17 protein-coding genes are annotated in these 18,862 nt (G+C 51.9%); 2 read left to right on the forward strand and 15 right to left on the reverse strand.

Translation table 11 applies throughout. The features are described 5' to 3' along the window. Window positions 1-106: 106 nt before the first annotated feature. The 10 genes from IEW11_RS20880 to IEW11_RS20925 form a co-directional block, all read right to left on the reverse strand. Window positions 107-1,123 carry an MBL fold metallo-hydrolase gene (locus IEW11_RS20880; RefSeq protein ID WP_188533016.1) on the reverse strand — a complete coding sequence of 339 codons (1,017 nt, stop codon included), beginning with the start codon at window positions 1,121-1,123 and terminating at the stop codon, window positions 107-109. Continuing rightward, on the reverse strand, window positions 1,120-1,863 hold the full coding sequence (locus tag IEW11_RS20885) for a class I SAM-dependent methyltransferase (RefSeq protein ID WP_188533017.1): 744 nt from the start codon (window positions 1,861-1,863) through the stop codon (window positions 1,120-1,122). Before IEW11_RS20885 ends, IEW11_RS20880 begins: the two co-directional genes overlap by 4 nt. Window positions 1,864-1,958: 95 nt before the next feature. Continuing rightward, window positions 1,959-3,044, reverse strand: coding sequence for a type 2 isopentenyl-diphosphate Delta-isomerase (gene fni / locus IEW11_RS20890; protein ID WP_188533018.1), 1,086 nt, complete (start codon window positions 3,042-3,044; stop codon window positions 1,959-1,961). A 49-nt stretch (window positions 3,045-3,093) separates the two neighbouring features. Next, complete coding sequence (locus tag IEW11_RS20895) at window positions 3,094-4,587, reverse strand: phytoene desaturase family protein (RefSeq protein WP_229725531.1); 1,494 nt, start codon at window positions 4,585-4,587, stop codon at window positions 3,094-3,096. After that, complete coding sequence (locus IEW11_RS20900; protein ID WP_188533019.1) at window positions 4,584-5,729, reverse strand: glycosyltransferase family 2 protein; 1,146 nt, start codon at window positions 5,727-5,729, stop codon at window positions 4,584-4,586. The genes IEW11_RS20895 and IEW11_RS20900 overlap by 4 nt, the downstream gene beginning before the upstream one ends. Beyond that, window positions 5,702-6,454 carry a lysophospholipid acyltransferase family protein gene (locus IEW11_RS20905; RefSeq protein ID WP_188533020.1) on the reverse strand — a complete coding sequence of 251 codons (753 nt, stop codon included), beginning with the start codon at window positions 6,452-6,454 and terminating at the stop codon, window positions 5,702-5,704. The genes IEW11_RS20900 and IEW11_RS20905 overlap by 28 nt, the downstream gene beginning before the upstream one ends. Beyond that, window positions 6,423-7,238, reverse strand: a complete 816-nt coding sequence (locus IEW11_RS20910) for a carotenoid biosynthesis protein (protein ID WP_188533021.1) — start codon at window positions 7,236-7,238, stop codon at window positions 6,423-6,425. The genes IEW11_RS20905 and IEW11_RS20910 overlap by 32 nt, the downstream gene beginning before the upstream one ends. Beyond that, window positions 7,235-8,119, reverse strand: a complete 885-nt coding sequence (locus IEW11_RS20915) for a phytoene/squalene synthase family protein (RefSeq protein WP_188533022.1) — start codon at window positions 8,117-8,119, stop codon at window positions 7,235-7,237. The genes IEW11_RS20910 and IEW11_RS20915 overlap by 4 nt, the downstream gene beginning before the upstream one ends. Then, entirely contained in the window at window positions 8,104-9,648 is a 1,545-nt protein-coding gene (locus IEW11_RS20920) for a phytoene desaturase family protein (protein ID WP_188533023.1), read from the reverse strand. Before IEW11_RS20920 ends, IEW11_RS20915 begins: the two co-directional genes overlap by 16 nt. Continuing rightward, complete coding sequence (locus IEW11_RS20925; RefSeq protein WP_188533024.1) at window positions 9,645-11,213, reverse strand: phytoene desaturase family protein; 1,569 nt, start codon at window positions 11,211-11,213, stop codon at window positions 9,645-9,647. Before IEW11_RS20925 ends, IEW11_RS20920 begins: the two co-directional genes overlap by 4 nt. A 206-nt stretch (window positions 11,214-11,419) precedes the next feature. Between IEW11_RS20925 and nagB the strand changes: the two genes are divergently transcribed. Both nagB and nagA read left to right on the forward strand, forming a co-directional pair. Beyond that, a complete protein-coding gene (gene nagB, locus IEW11_RS20930) occupies window positions 11,420-12,178 on the forward strand; it encodes a glucosamine-6-phosphate deaminase (protein WP_188533025.1) in 759 nt (252 codons plus the stop codon). Continuing rightward, window positions 12,147-13,325: an N-acetylglucosamine-6-phosphate deacetylase gene (nagA, locus tag IEW11_RS20935; RefSeq protein ID WP_188533026.1), complete on the forward strand. Its 1,179-nt coding sequence runs from the start codon at window positions 12,147-12,149 to the stop codon at window positions 13,323-13,325. The genes nagB and nagA overlap by 32 nt, the downstream gene beginning before the upstream one ends. 37 nt (window positions 13,326-13,362) lie before the next feature. On the opposite strand, the gene IEW11_RS20940 is transcribed toward nagA, so the two are convergent. The 5 genes from IEW11_RS20940 to mdh all read right to left on the reverse strand — a co-directional run bounded on the left by IEW11_RS20940 (window position 13,363) and on the right by mdh (window position 18,838). Continuing rightward, a complete protein-coding gene (locus tag IEW11_RS20940) occupies window positions 13,363-14,151 on the reverse strand; it encodes a DeoR/GlpR family DNA-binding transcription regulator (protein WP_188533027.1) in 789 nt (262 codons plus the stop codon). Window position 14,152: 1 nt separating this feature from the next. Further along, window positions 14,153-15,109, reverse strand: coding sequence for a sugar kinase (locus IEW11_RS20945; protein WP_188533028.1), 957 nt, complete (start codon window positions 15,107-15,109; stop codon window positions 14,153-14,155). A 51-nt stretch (window positions 15,110-15,160) separates the two neighbouring features. Further along, complete coding sequence (locus IEW11_RS20950; protein ID WP_188533029.1) at window positions 15,161-15,595, reverse strand: hypothetical protein; 435 nt, start codon at window positions 15,593-15,595, stop codon at window positions 15,161-15,163. A gap of 72 nt (window positions 15,596-15,667) precedes the next feature. Continuing rightward, on the reverse strand, window positions 15,668-17,809 hold the full coding sequence (gene recQ, locus IEW11_RS20955) for a DNA helicase RecQ (RefSeq protein ID WP_188533030.1): 2,142 nt from the start codon (window positions 17,807-17,809) through the stop codon (window positions 15,668-15,670). A gap of 87 nt (window positions 17,810-17,896) precedes the next feature. Beyond that, entirely contained in the window at window positions 17,897-18,838 is a 942-nt protein-coding gene (gene mdh / locus IEW11_RS20960; protein ID WP_188533031.1) for a malate dehydrogenase, read from the reverse strand. Window positions 18,839-18,862: the final 24 nt, after the last annotated feature.

Below are 18,862 nucleotides of genomic sequence, written 5' to 3' on the forward strand. Positions count from 1 at the left end.
GAAGGGCAGTCCCAAAAAAGGGTAATGAAAGGAACCACTTTCTCCAGATGGGAATGCGCAGTTCTCTGTTGAACCTCAATGAAACAAGGGGCTCCCCATGTCATCATCATAGATGACTTATGGGATAGCCCCTTGCTGATTTTACAAAACGGATCACGCCGTTTTGCCCTTCCTCTCTTGCTTGACCACGCTTAACAAGATGCTGTAAATGCGCCAGCGTCTCCGACATGGCAAAGCGCAGGTTATGTATATTGCCCTTGATGCGTTCACCGAACTGCAGCTCACATACTTCGAATGCCGTAACCGGGCGTTCAAGCCAATCCAGCATAAGCTGCAGCCGCCTGTCGTGATGGGCCAGCAGTGCCCCGATGCGTCCGGCAAAATCCGGGAATGGATTGCGGTGACCCGGAAACGCCATCGACACTTCGTACTTGGCCAGCGCCTCCAAGCTATTCATGAACGTTTGCAGCGGATCTTCATCCTCATCCGGCATAATACTGACATTCGGAGTAATATCCGGCAGCACCGTATCCCCGCAAATGATTCTCCTCGAAGCGCCATGATAAAAGCACAAATGCCCATTGGCATGGCCGGGAGTGTGAATGATCTGCCAGTCCAATTTCCCTAACCGGAATATCCCGCTCAGCTCCAAAGGCCGGATGCTCGGTTGTGGAGACACCATCTGAACGAAGCTTTCAAAATGCGGTTCAATTTGCTCCAGCAGCGCATCCGGCATCCCATGCTGAGCATAGATACCGGCTAATGCGTCACCAAAGTCACGATGCGCTCCCCACAGCCGTTGCGTATAGTTATACGATAACTGCGACATATAGACCGGCGCGCCGGTCTGTTCCTGGAACCACCCTGCCAATCCATAATGATCCGGGTGATGATGTGTCAGTACGATCTGTTTAATATCCGAGTACCGGATGCCGTAACGGCTAAAAATGTGCTTCCAGCTTTCCACCGCCTGAGCTGTATGCAGGCCCGGATCGATCAATGTGTACCCATCGTCTTCAGGAAGGAGGTAGCTGTTCACCCATTTCAAAGAGAACGGAAGAGGCACCTTCACCTGAATCCAGCCGTCATCCCATACGATTGAATCTGTATTTGCTTCTGTCAATTCCGCACCCTCCCGGTCATAATCATCCGTTTGGAACGCAGCTCATCATATGCTGAACCGTCGTAATCCCCGTAGATAACATCCAGTTCAAGCCCCGCCTCGGACAGTCCCTGCTCGAACCAGGTTCGGTCATACAGTCTTACCCGCTCCGAATAATGGCGCTTCTCACCCGCAGCCAATTGGATGACGATCTCCTTTTTCACCCAATTCTCATCGACCATCCTGGTCTCATCAATTGTCCAGCCTGTTTCCTCATCTATTCGCTGCGAATGCGGCACCAAATGCTGCACAACATAAGCAGGGTTTAGATAATCGATGAGAAATTGTCCGTCCTCGGCCAGGACCCGGCGCAATTGTTTCAGCACCTGCTTGTTATCCGATTCCTTCTCGAAATAACCGAATGAAGTAAACAGATTGACCGTCGCCTTAAATTCACCCGCAGCAAAGGGAAGCTGGCGCATGTCTCCCTGTACCCATCGTACCTGCTTCGACTCGTCCTTGCGCTTAGCTTCTTCAAGCAGCGGCCCGGACAGATCTATGCCGGTCACTTGATAGCCGAACCCGGCCAGCGCCAAAGCATGCCTTCCCATTCCACAGCCCACATCAAGCAACGGAACACCGGCAGGAAGCTTTAGCCAACCCACCATATTGCTAACCTCGCGATATGCATTTTCCCAGTCCCTATGTTTATATACGACCATATAATCGGTTCCAAAGCTCTTCTCATACCATTCGCCCATTCTTGCTCCCCCTGCTCTACCATTCTTTTCTTTATATTACTTGATTAACGGCGGCAGGGCAAAGCAGCGCTGATATAATCGCTTCAGATGGCCGATTACCTCATTTCCATCAGCCGGTTTGTCCTCTTCAGCTCCTCAATGGAGGCCGCTCCGATGCCGAACATCGCAGCCTGCAGCTCGAATTCGATTCGTTCAAATTGCTCGCGGATTTGAGCGAGCACAGTCTCTTTGGACAGCGCGCCGTTTGCTGCCGCACGTGGCAGCAGCACGCGTCCAAAACCGGCCAGATCCGCACCCAGCGCAAGCGCCTTGGCAGCATCGATCCCGTTGTGAAGCCCGCCGCTGGCGATGACAACCGAATCGGGCGCATGCCGCCTGACTTCCCGAACACAATATGCCGTTGAATTGCCCCAACCGGCAAACGCCTCAGCCGCCTGCTTTCTTAACGGATCGCGGCTTCGGTATTTCTCAACCTGGCTCCAAGAGGTGCCTCCGGCGCCGGCCACATCCACAAAGGAGACTCCCACACCGATCAGCGCTGCTGCTGTTTCGCCGTCAATACCCCAGCCTACCTCTTTAACGCCTACAGGTACGTTTAATTCTCGGCATACCACTCCAATTTGCTTCAGCAGCCCGCGGAAATCGGTATCCCCCTCCGGCTGAAAAATTTCCTGCATGCTGTTCAGGTGCAGCACAAGCGCATCGGCTTCAGCCAGCTCCACCGCTCTTCTGCACGCATCTGCTCCGTAACCGTAATTTAATTGTACAGCTCCTATATTCGCTATGATCGGGATATCGGGCGCTTCCTTTCGCACATAAAAAGTGGAAGCAAGCGCCTCCTGCTCGATCGCAGCCCGCATCGATCCAAGCCCCATCGCCCAGCCTCTGCTTTGCGCAATTTCGGCCAGTCTGCGGTTAATCGTTTCCGCTTCGACCGTTCCGCCTGTCATGGAGCTGACAATCAGTGGAGCATGGACCCGTTTGCCAAGAAATTCGCTTTTTAAAGAAATATCCTTAAAAGCAAGCTCAGGCAGCGCACAATGACGAAACCGAAACGAATCGAATCCGGTTTGGATTCCCACGCTTTGCACCTGTTCCTCTAAGCAAATTCGAATATGCTCTCCCTTGCGTCTCGCGGTTAGCGCGTCATTATTATGCAGCGTGCTTTGGTGTTCCGTCATCATGCTCCTCCTTCAGGATCTCCTCAAGAAATCCGCTTCATTAACATGTTTATTCTTTATAAAGCTTGATTATTTGTGCCGCGACCAGTTGTCCGGACTGGGTTACGACCGGCGTTCCTCCGCCGGGATGCGTCGTTCCTCCAACAAACCACAATCCATCGATATGCCGATCGCGGTTGCCCGGCCGAAAAAACGTCTGTCTCGCCGAATTGGAGGAGATACCGTAGATCGCTCCCCTAAATGCAGATGTATCCGACTGAAGCTGCCGGGGGGTATAGCTGAGGCGAACTTCGGCTTGTCGCAAGCCTTCAATCCCCAGTGTTTCCAGTTTAGACAGCACAAGCTCCGAATAACCCTGCTCTTGCTCCGCCCAGTTCCAGGCATCGGATATGTAAGGTGCGTTGACAAGTACAAACAGACTACTGCCGCCAGCCGGAGCAACCTCCGGGTCGGACATGGCAGGATTACATATATAGATTGTCGGATCGGCAGGCGTCAAACATTTGGAAAATATCGCCTCGAACTCCTTCTTGTAATCCGCAGGAAAAAAAACGGTATGATGAAGCAGCTGCTTATACTGTCTGCGTATGCCTATTAATTGTACATACCCGGATAAAGAAGGTTCAAATTTGGCAATGGTCTGCGCGTCCACCAAACGCCGTACCTGATCTTCGATCAGCTCGCTGTATACGGTAAGCACGTCTGAATTGGCGATCACGAGATCGGCTGATTGTTCTCCCGCTTCCGTCTCCACGCCAACCGCTTTTTCCTGACGAATCATGATCCGCTGTATCCGAACACCGGTTTGAATCCGGACGCCGAGCTCCTCCGCCAAGCAAACGAATGCCTCAGCAAGGCTGTATGTTCCGCCCTTCACGCCGTAAACTCCGAGCTCGGCTTCCACATGCGCCAGCATGGCGAAGATTGCCGGCGCGCGGTATGGAGAAGAACCGACATAGGTCGCATATCTCCCAAACATCGCAAGCGTATTGGGATGGCGGAAGTAACGCTTCAGCAGCTGATGGAGTGAAGTAAACGGTCTAATGCTTGCAAAAGCGATTCCCATCGCCGGATTCCATTTGTCCTGCCAGCGCAGAGGCAGCTGGTTCAAAAACCGCTGTTCGGAGATGTGATATAATCTCGCCGCTTCCGCTCGGAAGGACCGATACGCGATGGCATCTTCCGGGCAGTACAAGGCAATTTGATCCTCCATCGATTCCGGTGTGTCACTCAAATCTACCACTGAGCCGTCCGCAAAAATATTGCGGGTTCGTGGAACTAGGGGATAGAGCGAAACATAGTCATGCAGTTGTCTGCCAACGGATGCAAATACCTGCTCAAAACGCGAAATCATCGTGATCGTGCTGGGTCCCCGATCGAAGCGGTAGCCGTCGGCTTCAATCCGCTGCAATTTCCCTCCGGTAGTCGCCTGCTGTTCCAGCACGGTCACATCAAATCCGGCATGCGCGAGCCGAATCGCCGCGGATAAGCCGCCAAGGCCCGCCCCGATGACAATGACCTTCTTTGTATATCCGTTTCTCATCGGTACGCCCTCCCTTTCCAGGCGTAACCTTTCCCAAAAGCAGAGGCAGCCCATGACGCGATTCCGATCGCGATAACGGCTGCAATACTGAAGGGGAGAAACAGCCCAAGCCACACCGGCTGGCTCTGCATCCTGTCGATGGCCATTTTCACCGCAGCTCCCGCGGCATACCCCAATAGCCCGGGGACGAGGAGCTGCGGCTGCCACGGCGACAAGAGGACCGCTGCCGCCGGCAATAAATAGAGCAGGCTGTACATCATGAAGACCACTGCCAGCAGCAGCGGATTTCTGCCTAGACCGGCATACATGTTTTTCTTGTAGCCCGCCCACACTTCGGCAGCATTGTGGTACATGCGCATATGAACAACGCCGCGCACATCCGCAAGCGTTACCCTGCCGCGCGCACGCTTTACCGCCCGGGCAAGCGCCATATCATCCACCAGCTCACAGCGGATCGCCTCGTGACCGCCAACCTGGCGATAGGTTTTTGCATCGATAAGCAAACATGCCCCATGAGCGGCTACAAATTTCGGATCGCTTGATCGGCTTACCAGTTGGATCGGCAGATGGCAGCCGATCGTAAATCCCATCATCGGTACGACGAGCTTCTCCAGCCATGTGCCGGTGTTTTGCAGCGGAAAGCCGGTGATCAGACCGCTCTGCTGGCGCTGTCCTGCTGCAAGCAGCGCCGCGGCAGCTCCCGGCTCCAGCCTTGCATCAGCATCCAGAAACAGCCACCAATCTCCCTTCGCCGCTTCCGATAACTGATGGCAGGCGTAACATTTACCTACCCACCCGACAGGAACCGCTGTGCCTTCGATTAACCGCACCCGCTCGTCAATTGCCGCCAGACGCTGCACAATCCCGGCTGTCTCATCCTCCGAACGGTCATTCAAGACAATGATTTCAATGCTCTCCCTATCTATTGCTTGGCTCATCACAGATCGAAGGCATGCTTCGATATTGGCGGCTTCGTTTCTAGCCGGAATGAGGATAGACAGCAGTTGCTCTGCGGAAGAGCCATCAGCCGGTCGCTGTTCCGGTTTGATGTCCTCCAGCTTGGGGAGCTGGCGCACATTCCAAAGCGAGAAACCGAGCTGCGCAAGCAGCAGGCCTAAGACGATCCAAAGAATGATTTCCATGCGTCCACCCTCTTTTTCACGGCATCGAATCTATCGCTTGTGGAACGCCCCGGCCTCAGCAGCTGTGCAAAATCCGAACCGGCTGCTGTGCCTGACACTACAAGTTCCTTGTGCCGAAGCAGCTGCACATTGAAATGGTCCGAAATGAGACGGACTGCCTCAGCTCTCCCAAGCTCATTCCATGGATAGCGGATAGGCTCACCGGCAGCCAGTGTAACCTCTGCCTTCTGGTAATGTCCCATTGTATAGTAAATCGTGACAGGAATAACTGCCGTCTTAGGAGAACGTTCAAGCAGAAAGCCGATTCCGTTTTGAAATACAAGCGGCTGTTTCTCCAGGTGCTGAATATCGCCTTGCGGGTAGATCCATACCTGCTTCCCGGCGTCCAACAGAGAGACGGCGTATTTCAATGATTGCGTTAAACCTCTGGATGACGATTTATCAATGGAAAAGGCTCCGAGCTTACGGAAAAAACGATATTGTCGCATTTGCTTTTCGTCCATCATAACGTAGTGGTCACCACGGGAGCAAGTTCGGAATAGATGATAGGCAATGAGTCCATCCCACCATGAACTATGGTTCATGACATATAGTATCCCCTGCTGCTCTTGCGGATCCAAACTGCCCTGCAGCCCGATCGAGTGAAAATGCCGCCGCAGCAGACAATGCTTATTATAATGAAAGAATACGGTGTCAAACCATCTGCTTTTGACGGCCTCGATCAATTCGCAGCCTCCCCTCCACCAACAGTCCGATTGTTATCGCAATCAGAAACGCTCCCCATAAGCTTTCTTTAGCAGCGAGCAATCCGAACATCAAACACATGCCTTGGTACAATCTCGCCGCCTCTAACCGCAGCATTTCCTCCGGAGCTCGGAGCGGAAACAACAAGGATAAAAGTGCGGCAAGCATGAACCAGCTCACAAAATTTTGCAGCGGAATGCCGTAATAAGCGCCAAGCACATTCGGATCGTTCCATATCCAGAACTCCCGCGCGTAAGCTACCGGATCGAGAATCAGATCAAATGCAAGCGCAAGCGCCCCAACTTGAAGTGCGCGGCCCAGGCGGCTTCGCGCTGCCGAGAGCAGAACGGCATTGCCGACCACGCCGATCCAGGCAAAGCCAATCGCAAGCGGAACGCCGTCCTGCCAGAACCGGAGCGTATCCGTATATTCATAGATGCCGAACGGATAACCGCTTATCGTACCGATCCATTCAACTACAAAAGTAATAACGCCAACCAATAACAGCCGGAAGCCTATTGAGAGCCCCGAGCTGCGCCCGGTGTTCGAGGCTTGAGATTGCCATTGCATTCTCCAAACTAACGATGCGGCGTATGCGGCATAGAACACAAGAAACAATCCATTGCTGAAATGCAGCCATTCCGGCACTTGATAAAACAGCATCAGCACTAATCCGATCGCAAGCCAGGACCAAAAGACGACTCGAATGATCTTTCCCGCCTGCCCAGGGGCTTTCTCGATTCGATAAGCCAGTTCCCTGTTCATGATACCGCAGTGCTCTCTTCACGTTCTTTCGGCAGCGGCATGCCGTGTTTTTTCAGCAGCTGCTGCAGCAGCGTCATTTTTCTCCAGGCGGGCACATGGGCACGTCTTGTAAACACATCATAATGATGCCGGGCGGCATCCTCTAAAATGGCTCCATACATGCGCGCGGCCAGCTCGACACAGAATGCGCTTTGACGAGGATATGCCTCCAGATTGCACAGCCCTTTCTCGAACCAGTCTCCAGCCAGCAAACAGAGCTCCTCGATCAATGATGTCCAAGACGAATTCATTACACCGCTTTGAAAATCTTGCAGCGTATAATTGTGCTTCGCCAATAATTCAAGCGGGATATATCGGCGGCCGCGGTCCCTGTCTTCTCCCACATCCCGTACAATATTGACAATTTGCATCGCTTTCCCGAGCCAGATCCCTGATTCCGCTACATAACGGTCCGGATGGCCGTGCAGGACAGGAAGCAGCATTTCACCGACCGTTCCCGCCACCAGGTAACAGTACCTCTCGAGCTGCTCCATCGATTCATAATGGGTCAAATGGCTATCCAACCGCTGCCCCTCCATTTGCTTCCAGAAGGGCGCCTTTGATACCGGAAATGAAGTAAACAGCCAGCGCAGCGCAGGCCAGATAAAATGTCCTTCCGCTGTCTCCAATTGATCAAAGCGCTCTGCCAGCTCTTCCGGTGTGTAACAGGAGCGTTCAGGTTCATCGGTCGCATCGTCAATCAAGCGGCAAAACGCATAGATGACGAATACAGCTTCCCTTCTAGGACTTTGCAAAAATCCGAACGCTTTATAAAACGTCGACGAGCCTTCCTTGATCATCGCCTCGCAAGCCTTCAACACTTCTTTTACGTCCCTGTCCATCTATCCCGCTCCCTTACAAGTTGATCGGTTACTAATTTCGCTCCCTGCATAACGATCGGCACTCCGCCGCCAGGATGGATCGATGCGCCAACGCTGTAAAGTCCTTTAATAGGATAAGGAACGATCTGCGGACGGAAGACACCGGATTGGGCCAATGTCGGCGCGATACCGAAGCTTCCTCCCTGATACCATCCCTCTGCTGCGCCATCGGCAGGCGTTCGTACCTTTTTCCAGCGGATCGATACCCGCAGTCCGGGAAAAGCTCTTGCCTCAAGATCACGGATCACCCGATCAGCGAGCCGGTTCCCTTCTCGTTCCCAATCGAGGGATTGGCTGTCATCGCCTGCTGCCGGAAGAGGCACGGGGATCAATACATACAGCACCGAATGCCCTTCGGGAGCGGCATCGGGGTCGATTCCGCACGGATTGAAAACATAATAAGCCGGCAGTTCATGATCATCACTTGGGAATTTCCCGCTTTCCGCCATGCTGCGCAGGCTGTCATTCAATGCATCCGGCAAAAAGAATTGATGCGTAATGACCGACTGGTCGGTCGGTTGATTGTACGATGAATTCGTATCCCTATTCCATCGCCGATCGGTACCTAGATAGATAAGAATACTGCCGCAGGATGGTTTATAGCCCTTTCTGCCCGGCAGGTTTTCCGATTTGATCATGGATGATAAATGAGGAAAATCGCCATTGAAAACAATAGACTGATGCCTGTGAAATGTCCCGCCCTCGGTGATGACTCCGCTCACTTTCCCCTGCTCGGTTATAATCTCCTTGATTTTGCCGGCCGTTCCGGTAATCATTTGAACCCCGGCCTGCTGCAGCCGCTCGCTCAGCAGCGAGGCAAGCCCTGCATACCCGCCCTTCCAATACCAGATCCCGAATGCATGTTCCGCATAAGGAATGAAGGAATAGAGTGAAGGAGAACCGCTCGGCATGCCGCCGACGTATAACGTTTGCAGCGAAAACGCGTCTATCGCCCTTTCCGACTTGAAATATCGGGATGCCAGCTGTCTAGCATTTAGATAGATTCGCAGCCGGCCAAGCAATCTTAAATGATCAACCGTAAAAAAATCGCGTTTTCGCAAAAAGGGCCGTTCCAGGAACTTTGCTTTCCCTTCGAGAAAAGCAGGCCGCATATCCCGCATATAACGCGCTAATCCCATTCCGTCTCCGGGTGAAAAGCGCTCAAGCTCTTCCGCCATCCGCTGCGGATCTCTCCACTTCGTGATGGTCATGCCATCGGGATAATGAATGCGGTACATCGGATCACATTCGAGAAGCGAATACATGGACGAATCAATCCCTGCCTCCGACAACAGATTTTGAAGCATTTCGGGTAGCAGCACGATCGTCGGTCCGCGGTCGATACGGTATTCACCCCCATTTCCTTCAAAGGCAAGCCGTCCGCCCAGCTCTTCATTCTTCTCATATAGCTGAACAGGCAGTCCTTTCCTGGCCAGCATCAGAGCGCTCATCATGCCGCCTACTCCGCCGCCGATAATTCCGACACTCATAAGGCACCTTCCCTTATCCATGATTCAGCCATGTTCGGGTCGGCTGCTCTTGCTGTCATTGTCGCGTTGTTAAATACCCGTCCGTCCTGCTCCATCAGCAAACGGCTGCTGATCTGAGCCGACTCCAGTATCGTCGGAAGCCCGCTGCCCGGATGCGTCCCGCCGCCAACCAGCCAGCAGTTGCCAACATCCTGAAAGCGGTTATGCGGACGGAATGCCATCATTTGATCGACAGAGTGCGCAAGATTGAATGCAGCTCCTTTATACACATGAATGGATTGCTGCCAGTCCAAAGGCGTAATGACAGATTCCTCCTCAATATCCCCGGACAGCCCCCGCAGCTCAGGTTCACGCTCCAGCCGGTTTAACACCTGCTCACGAACAGCCATTCGCTGCCCCTCCTCGTTCCAAGGAATCCCGCTGTCCAGATTAGGGACCGGCATGAGCGCGTAAAGCGCCGATTTTCCTTCGGGGGCTAATGTGGAATCAACGGCACCGGGATGATGGAGATAGATGGACGCGTCTTCGGATAGTCGGCCCTGCATCATATCCGATACGTTGCCCGCATAGTCATCGGCAAACATTACCGTATGATGCGGCATTTGAATTTTGCGGTTTACACCTAAATACAGCATATACGTGGAGCATGAAAATTTTAACTTCTGCACCTTCTCAGGGCGGTATTTGTGCAGATCTTCGGGTTGAAACAGCTGTGTCACAGCCGTTCCGAAATCCGCGTTGATCACCACATGATCGGCTTCCAGCTTATCGCCGTTCTCAAGCAGCACTCCTGCGGCGCGGCCATGTTTCGTGATGACCGATTTAACGCTTGTGGATAATGAAATCTCACCGCCCCATTCACGAATCACTTCTGCCATCGCTTCACAAATCCGATTGACGCCTCCGACAGGATGCCATAACCCATACGCATGCTCGATATAAGACAGCATCGTAAATGTGCCTGGACATTCCCACGGCGACATGCCCAAATATTTGGACTGAAATGCGAAGGCGTAGCGCAGCCGTTCATCCTTAAAATAACGCGATAATCGTCCATAGACTGTATCTGTCAAATGAAGTTTAGGCAGAGCCTTCGCCAAATCAGCCTTTATATAATCGCTCAAACGTGTAAACGGCCTTCGCAGCAAAGGCATTACCCGTTCAAACTTAATCCTCTCCTCCTCCATAAACCGGAAGTACCCGTCTGCTTCGCCGGGAAACATTGTTTTCATTTGCTGCGCCATCAATTCCTTGTTGCGTGTCGGCTCAAACTTCACATCTCCGAATTGCAGACGGTACAATGGATCAATTTCGATCAGTTGTATGTAATCGTGGATAGACCTTCCCGCAGATTTAAACAGCTGCTCAATCAATTGAGGCATCATCAGAAACGTCGGGCCCCGGTCGAAATGGTATTCCCCTATGCTCAGTCTGGAAGTTCGTCCTCCGACATACGCTTGCTTCTCCAGTACTTTTACCTTATAACCCTGCGAGGATAAAAGCATTGCGGCAGCTAATCCGCCTGGACCTGCTCCGATGACGGCGATTTGCTTGATCTGTCCCATGGATGGCACTCCTCATTGTTAGACATATCATTATACAAATATTATACAATCATTATACATACTATCCAACCATGTGTAAACGAAAGAAAACTTTAGTTTTATTTGACTCATTTTTTCATAATAATGAATTTTTCAATCATTTTATGTTGTCTAATCTTCAAATAGTGAATATAATGAAAGCAGGTAATTAGAGGGAGGAAGCAGATATGAATATCAAAATCTTCGAGAAGCAGACAGATTTGGATCATTATGCAGCGGATTTGATCGTGGAAACCGTGAAACAAAAAGACCGTCCGGTCTTAGGTCTGGCTACTGGCTCCACGCCGATCGGCATTTATAAATCAATGGTGGAGAAATATCGGAGCGGTGAGGTTTCATTTCGCAGCGTGACGACGTATAATTTGGATGAATATGTCGGCTTGCCATCCGGACATGAGCAAACCTATGCCTACTATATGCAGGATAACCTCTTCCAACATATTGATATACCTGCGGCACAAACGTTTTTGCCAAACGGAATGGCCTCTGATCTGCAATCCGAATGCCGTCGTTACGATGACATGCTGGCCAAGCAGCCGGTCGATCTTCAATTGCTCGGCCTCGGCCACAACGGCCATATCGGATTCAATGAGCCAAGTGATGTTCTGACAAGCGGGACGCATGTCGCTCCGTTGAAAGAATCAACCCGGCTTGCGAATGCGAGATTTTTCAATCATTTGGAAGAGGTGCCCAAGCAAGCAATCACAATGGGCGTGGGCTCGATCCTCAAAGCAAAGACTATTCTGCTCGCCGTACGCGGCGCAGACAAAGCGGCAATTGTGCGGGAGGCGTTAACGGGTCCAATCACGACAGAGTGCCCTGCCTCCTTGCTGCAAACCCACGCAAATGTTATCGTCCTGCTCGATCAGGACGCGGGAAAGGAATTGATAGCGAATGATCCAACCCTCTTCATGGCGCATCAATAACGTTAATATTGTCTCTGAAGATAGAGTAATCGAGGGCACGGTTACGGTTGAAAATGGTCTTATTACAGCTTTAGAAGCAGGTCATCCTGTTACGAACGAGGCAAACGCCGAGGATATTCCAACCTATGACGGCCAAGGAGGGTATCTTCTGCCCGGCTTTATCGACATGCATGCACATGGCGGTTTCGGCAGTGATTTTATGGATGCGGAGCATAACGCATATGATACCATTACCCGTTTCCATGCCCAGCATGGAACAACGGGAATGCTTGCGACAACAATGACCGCTCCACAGGAAGATATCGAAGCTGTTCTGGCATGCGTAGCGGAGTATCAAAGCAAGCAGATGCCTTATGCCGCGCTGCTTGGCGTACATCTGGAAGGGCCGTTTATTAGCCCCAAGTGGCCGGGTGCGCAAAATCCTGCATACATCGTTACGCCACAGAAAGACTGGATACAAAGCTGGAACCGGCGCTGGCCTGCTTTGATTCGGCAGCTTACGTTGGCGCCGGAATCTGAAGGGGCATTAGAGATGATCGCTTGGCTCAAGGAAAACGGGATTATTGCGGCGGCAGGTCATACCGATGCAGATTATGATACGGTCAAACAGGCAGCCGCCCATGGATTGACACAGGCGGTGCATACATACAATGCCATGACTCCGCTGCATCATCGGCATCCTGGAACCGTAGGGGCTGTTCTGACAATCGATTCCATATGCGCCGAATTAATCGCGGACGGTCATCATGTTCATCCTGCTGCAATCCAACTGCTCGCACGTGCCAAGCCTGAGCATCAGTTGGTTCTTATTACCGATGCGATGTCGGCAGCCGGACTCGGAGATGGCGATTACCAATTAGGCGGTCTTGAGGTTACGGTGAGTAAAGGCATAGCAAGGCTGCAGGAGGGCGGCAACCTTGCCGGGAGCACACTGACGATGATTGGCGCTGTCCGGTATATGCGGGACAACACGGACTTATCCATCTCTCAAATCAGTCGTCTGGCTAGTAGCAATCCTGCCAAAAGATTAGGCATATGGGATCGGACCGGCAGCATTCAAGCCGGCAAGCAAGCCGATCTGGTATGGACCGACGAGGACCTGAATATTCAGCAAACCTGGGTAAAGGGCCGTCAAATCATGAATTAGATAAGCAAAAACGGGGCTTCCTAATGGATCGCCCCGTTTAATTTTTCGCGATATGCACTTCGATGTGATAAACCTCCGCCGCAAGCTTTAATTCGTCCGGCAGCGGCTCGTCCGTTATGAACGCCTGCAGCTGCTCGAGGGCTGCAATGGAGAATAAAGATGTCTTTCCAACCTTGGTGTGATCAAATACAGCATAGGAAGCGCGGGATCGTGATATCAATGCTTTGGCAATCTGCGCTTCCTGCTCGGAATACGTTGTGATCCCGCTATCAGCCGATACCCCATCCACGCCAATGAACATTTTTCCGATATGCAGATTTCCGACCATACCTTCCGCCAGTGGTCCGCATAACTCGAAGCTGTTGTGCCGCATGATGCCTCCGGTAACGAGAACCTGAATGTCGCTCCCGGCCAGCTCCATCGCAATATTTACCGCATTCGTAACGACTGTGATCCCTTTTCGGTCCCGGATCAACTTAGCCAATAAATAATTAGTCGTCCCTCCGGAGAGGCCGATCACATCTCCTTCTTCGATCAAAGAAGCAGCCTTCAATGCGATCCGTTCTTTTTCCAAATATGAAATCCCTGTTTTTTCAGCAAAAGTAACATCGCGAACAGCGCTCATGCCTCCGCCGTACATCGCGCCTCCGATGGTACGGATGATCGGCTCCGTCCGTTCCATGGCTTCCAAATCGCGGCGGGCAGTCGCTTCAGAGCAACCAAAACGATCCACAATCTCTTGAATCGTAATACGTCCCTGCTGCTTAAGAAGCATCATTAATTGTTCCCGGCGCCGTTGTCCTTTTGAGAGGTTAATATCACTCATCCTACCGTTCCACCCACGCTGTATTATTCAATCGCTGTTCCACGGCTTGCCATACAGGCAGAGCCTCCCAATCGCCGCGCATCTGAACGACCAAAGAGCCGTTAATGCTGGCTAATCGCACGGCCTCCGCCGTCTCCATTCCTTTCAAGATGCCCGAAAGGAATCCTGAGCAGAATCCGTCACCGGCACCCACTGTATCCACAACCTCATCAGCCGGGTAGAATGGCACCATGGTCCGTTTGCCTTGCTCGAGAATGATCGTCTGCTCACCGTAGCCTTTAATAACCGAAACCGCTTTTAGCTGCGAAAGTTCATGCACGATTGCTTCAAAATCATCGGTTTCATACAGCAGCTGCAGCTCATCCCAGCCCGGCAGAAAATAATCCGCTTCTAAGGCAAGTGGAAGCAGCACCTCTCTGGCATCTTCAATTGACCACAGCTTAAGGCGCAGATTCGGATCAAAACAAATCTTCACCCCCGCATCCTTAGCGATGGCTATCGCACGCCGCACGGTATTCAGACAGCTGCCGCTAAGCGCTGGCGTAATCCCGGTTACGTGAAGAATCTTACTTCCTCTTATGTATGCTTCATCCAAATCCTCCGGCTTCATCCGGCTTGCCGCAGAATGCTTACGGTAATAATGCACGGCAACTTTACCGGCAACGCGTTCGCGGAACATCAATCCGGTTGATTCGCCCCGGATTAACCGGGAACGGGAGACATCCACCCCTTCGCCACGCAATGTCTTGTAGATCATTGTGCCGAAGGGATCATCTCCAAGGGCCCCGAACCATCCGACCGAACAGCCTAATCTGGCAGCACCAATGGCTACATTGCTCTCCGCTCCGCCGAAGCCCTGGCTTACATTCCCCGCTCGCTCAAGGCTGCGGTCTTCACTAGGCATAAACAATGCCATTGTCTCTCCAAATGTAATTAAATCCGGTGATTGCAGACCCATTATCTTTCCCCCCTGAAAGTTAACGTGACTAGCTGATTTAACGTTATCGAGTTACGGAAGCTCTTGATAGAACGGATATTTCATCAAATAGATCGTAATTAGAAAGAGCAGCAAAATAATAAAGCTCATCGTCTGTGCTTTCTTGATATGGCTGGTCGCGCTTTGACCCGCTTGAATGGATGCGACGATCCGTTTCAGAGGCTTAGTCATGATGCCGGCAAGCGCCGCAATAGCAAGAAACAGAAGAATAACGAGTACAATCCACACGACCGTATAATCGTTCTGGGAAATGAGATAACCCCCGGTCAGAAACTGCAAGATAAGAAAATATTGCGCGATCCGGTTACCATTAATCAAGCCTTCAGCAAGGCCTTCCTGCCCTGATCCGGCCAATCTTGAGGCACGGCCCAGCAGGAAAGGCAGCACGAGATAAAACCCCATTCCGATAGCACCAATCACATGAAGAAACAACAAAAAATCGACCATGATCAAACCTCCATTAATTATTTATCCTTTAGTATACTAAAACCATGAACTAAACACAAAAAGATTGTCCGCTTACCCCTTCAAGCGGTGCTTGCATATGACGCCATGGATGGCAAAATAAGTGACCTCATCGGGCAGCGCATCCTTGATCGGCCGAAGCTTCTCAGCGCCGAGCTCCCTTACGGCCTCGACAATCTGTTCCTCCTGACCGGCTGGGATGATACGCGACCAATCCGGGATATAACCTTCCTCCGCACTGCGGATAATATGGCCTTCGATCGTAACCTTTCCCATCGCGCGTTCGGCCGCGATCTCTTCCACGGAATAACCGGAGTCGAACATATCAAATGACACAAGATGACTCGGCCTGTCACCATAGTCAGCCATCGCATCCTGACCTTTGACCGGAGCCGATCTGTTGGTCGATGACGCAGTGTTATTTGCGGATTGGATGACCTCAAGCAGCTGTGTGCCATATTTTTTTGCTTTTGCCGCACCAACCCCTTTGATCGAGAGCAGCTCCTGCTCGTTCTTCGGTTGTTTATCCGCCATTTCTCTAAGGGTTGCATCAAAGAAAAGGATAAATGGAGGTACCCCTTCCCGGGCAGCCGCTTCTTTGCGCCATAACCGCAATGCTTCAAACAGAGGAGAATGATGCTGGTCTGCCGCCGCATGGAAGCGTTTCTTCAGCGGCTTGCGCTTCTGGAATACGGCCTCCTTCCCCTCTAATACGGGTAAGGCAAGCTCGGTTAAAGAGACCGTAGGATACGCGCCATCGCTGACACGCAAATAGCCTTCAGCCACGAGCCAATACAGCCACTCCACAATGTCTTTCTCATTCCAGTCCCGGTATAAACCATGCGTCGTCAATCGGTCAAGCCCGGATTCAATGATCCGTTTTTCTCTTGATCCCTTCAGCACTTTCGCAACGAGAGTAATGCCGAATCGCCCTTTCATTCTTCCCACGCAGGACAGCGCCTTCTGGGTTTCAGAGGTAACATCCACTGCCTTGGTATCATCCAAGCAGCTGCTGCACTTCCCGCAAGGAGCCACATCCGCTTCCCCGAAATACTCGACGATAAATTGCTGCAGGCATCGCTCCGTCCGGCCGTAATTCATCATCGTATAAAGCTTGCTAAGCTGGATCGCCTTGCGGTCCGGGTCCATTGTGCCCTGCTCGATCAGAAAACGCTGTACCTGAATATCCTGCGGGCCGAACAACAGCACACATTCACTCTCTTCGCCATCTCGCCCTGCCCGTCCGGCTTCCTGATAGTACGATTCAATGTCGCCTGGCATTTGCCAATGGATGACGAACCGGACGTTCGGTTTATCAATTCCCATGCCAAACGCATTCGTCGCGACAATCACGCGCACCTCATCAAAGCGGAAGCGCTCCTGCGCCTCGATCCGTTCATCATCGCTCAGACCGCCGTGATACTTAACGGCCGCCACACCCTGACGCTGCAGTTCCGCGCATACCTGATCCACCTCCTTGCGTGTCGCAGCATAGACAATGCCGGATTGGTCAGGCCTCTCAGCCAGAAAATCCCGCAGGAACCGTTTCTTATCCACACCGGTGACCACAGATAATGCAAGATTGGAACGGGCAAAGCCGGTAACGAAAACATTCGGCGAACGGAGTGCCAGCATGCCGGATATATCACGGGCCACTTCCGGCGTCGCCGTCGCAGTAAAACCCGCGACCATCGGCCGGTCTTGCAGCCTGCCGATCCAGCCTGCAAGCTGCCTGTAGCTGGGGCGAAAATCATGTCCCCATTGGGATACACAGTGTGCTTCATCGATCGCAATGAGCGGGATTCGCATTTGATCCATCAGCAAGGTAAACATCGGTGCATCCAGCCGCTCCGGTGCAATGTAAAGAAGCTTGTAATCTCCTGCCGCCGCTTTTCGCATCACCTCACGGTACTGGGCGGCCCCTAGGGAGCTGTTCAAAAAAGCCGCCGGAATGCCTAACCTGTCCAAAGCGTCAACCTGGTCCTTCATCAAGGAAATAAGCGGAGAAACGACTAATGTCGTACCTTCCAGCAGCATCGCGGGAATCTGGTAACATATCGATTTTCCTCCGCCTGTCGGCAGAATGGCCAACGTATCTCTGCTTTCCAATAATCCCAATATGATCTCCTCTTGGCCTTTTCGGAAGGCGTCGTAACCGTAAACGCGTTTTAGCAGTTGTTTTGCCTGTTCAAGCATAGGTTCCCCTTTCTCCATTCACAAAAAACGAAGACCCTGGCAGCGTATGTCAGGGTCTCGCTCTAAGCTTTTTTTCAGTAAACTGTATTAGCCAGTAATAACTTTAATGACATTGCGAACCGATTGAGCGGATTTTTCCAGTGCGGCTTTCTCATCTTCCGTCAGCTCCAGCTCGAAAACCTTCTCGATGCCGTCGCCGCCCAGAATAACCGGAACGCCCATAAACAGGTTATCGTAACCATATTCACCTTGCAGCAAGGCGATAACAGGAATAATCCGTTTTTTGTCTTTCAAGATCGCTTCTGTCATCTGCACAAGCGATGCAGCCGGTGCGTAGTATGCACTGCCGTTGCCGAGCAAATTAACGATCTCGCCGCCGCCAACGCGTGTGCGCTGTACAATCGCTTCGATCCGGTCAGCCGGAATGAGCTTCTCGATCGGAATGCCGCCAACGTTGGAGTAACGCACAAGCGGTACCATGTCATCGCCATGTCCGCCAAGTACGAAGCCGCGAACGTCTTCAACGGAAACATTCAACTCTTGCGCGATGAATGTGCAGTAACGGGCCGTATCCAATACGCCGGATTGCCCGATAACGCGGTTTTTCGGAAAGCCAAGGGTCTCATTGGCAACGTAAGTCATTGCATCTACCGGATTGCTCAAGATGATAACATACGAGTTAGGGCTTGTCGCTTTAATGTTTTCACATACGGATTTCACGATGCCCGCATTGGTGTTCACGAGATCATCGCGGCTCATGCCCGGTTTGCGTGCAATACCGGCCGTAATGATGACAACGTCGGAATCTTTCGTATCAGCGTAATCGGAAGTGCCGGTAATTCTGGAATCAATACCTTGTACCGGAGTGGATTCCATCATGTCCAGCGCTTTACCTTTTGTAGGATTCTCGAGCTGCGGGATATCGACGAGTACAACGTCGCCAAGTTCTTTTTGCGCAAGCATCAGCGCTGTTGTCGCCCCTGTAAATCCAGCGCCTACTACAGTAATTTTATGCCGTTTGATAGCCATTTTGATTCCTTGCCTCCCAACTGA

It is taken from the genome of Paenibacillus abyssi, from assembly GCF_014640295.1.
Classification (GTDB): Bacteria; Bacillota; Bacilli; order Paenibacillales; family Paenibacillaceae; genus Paenibacillus_D; species Paenibacillus_D abyssi.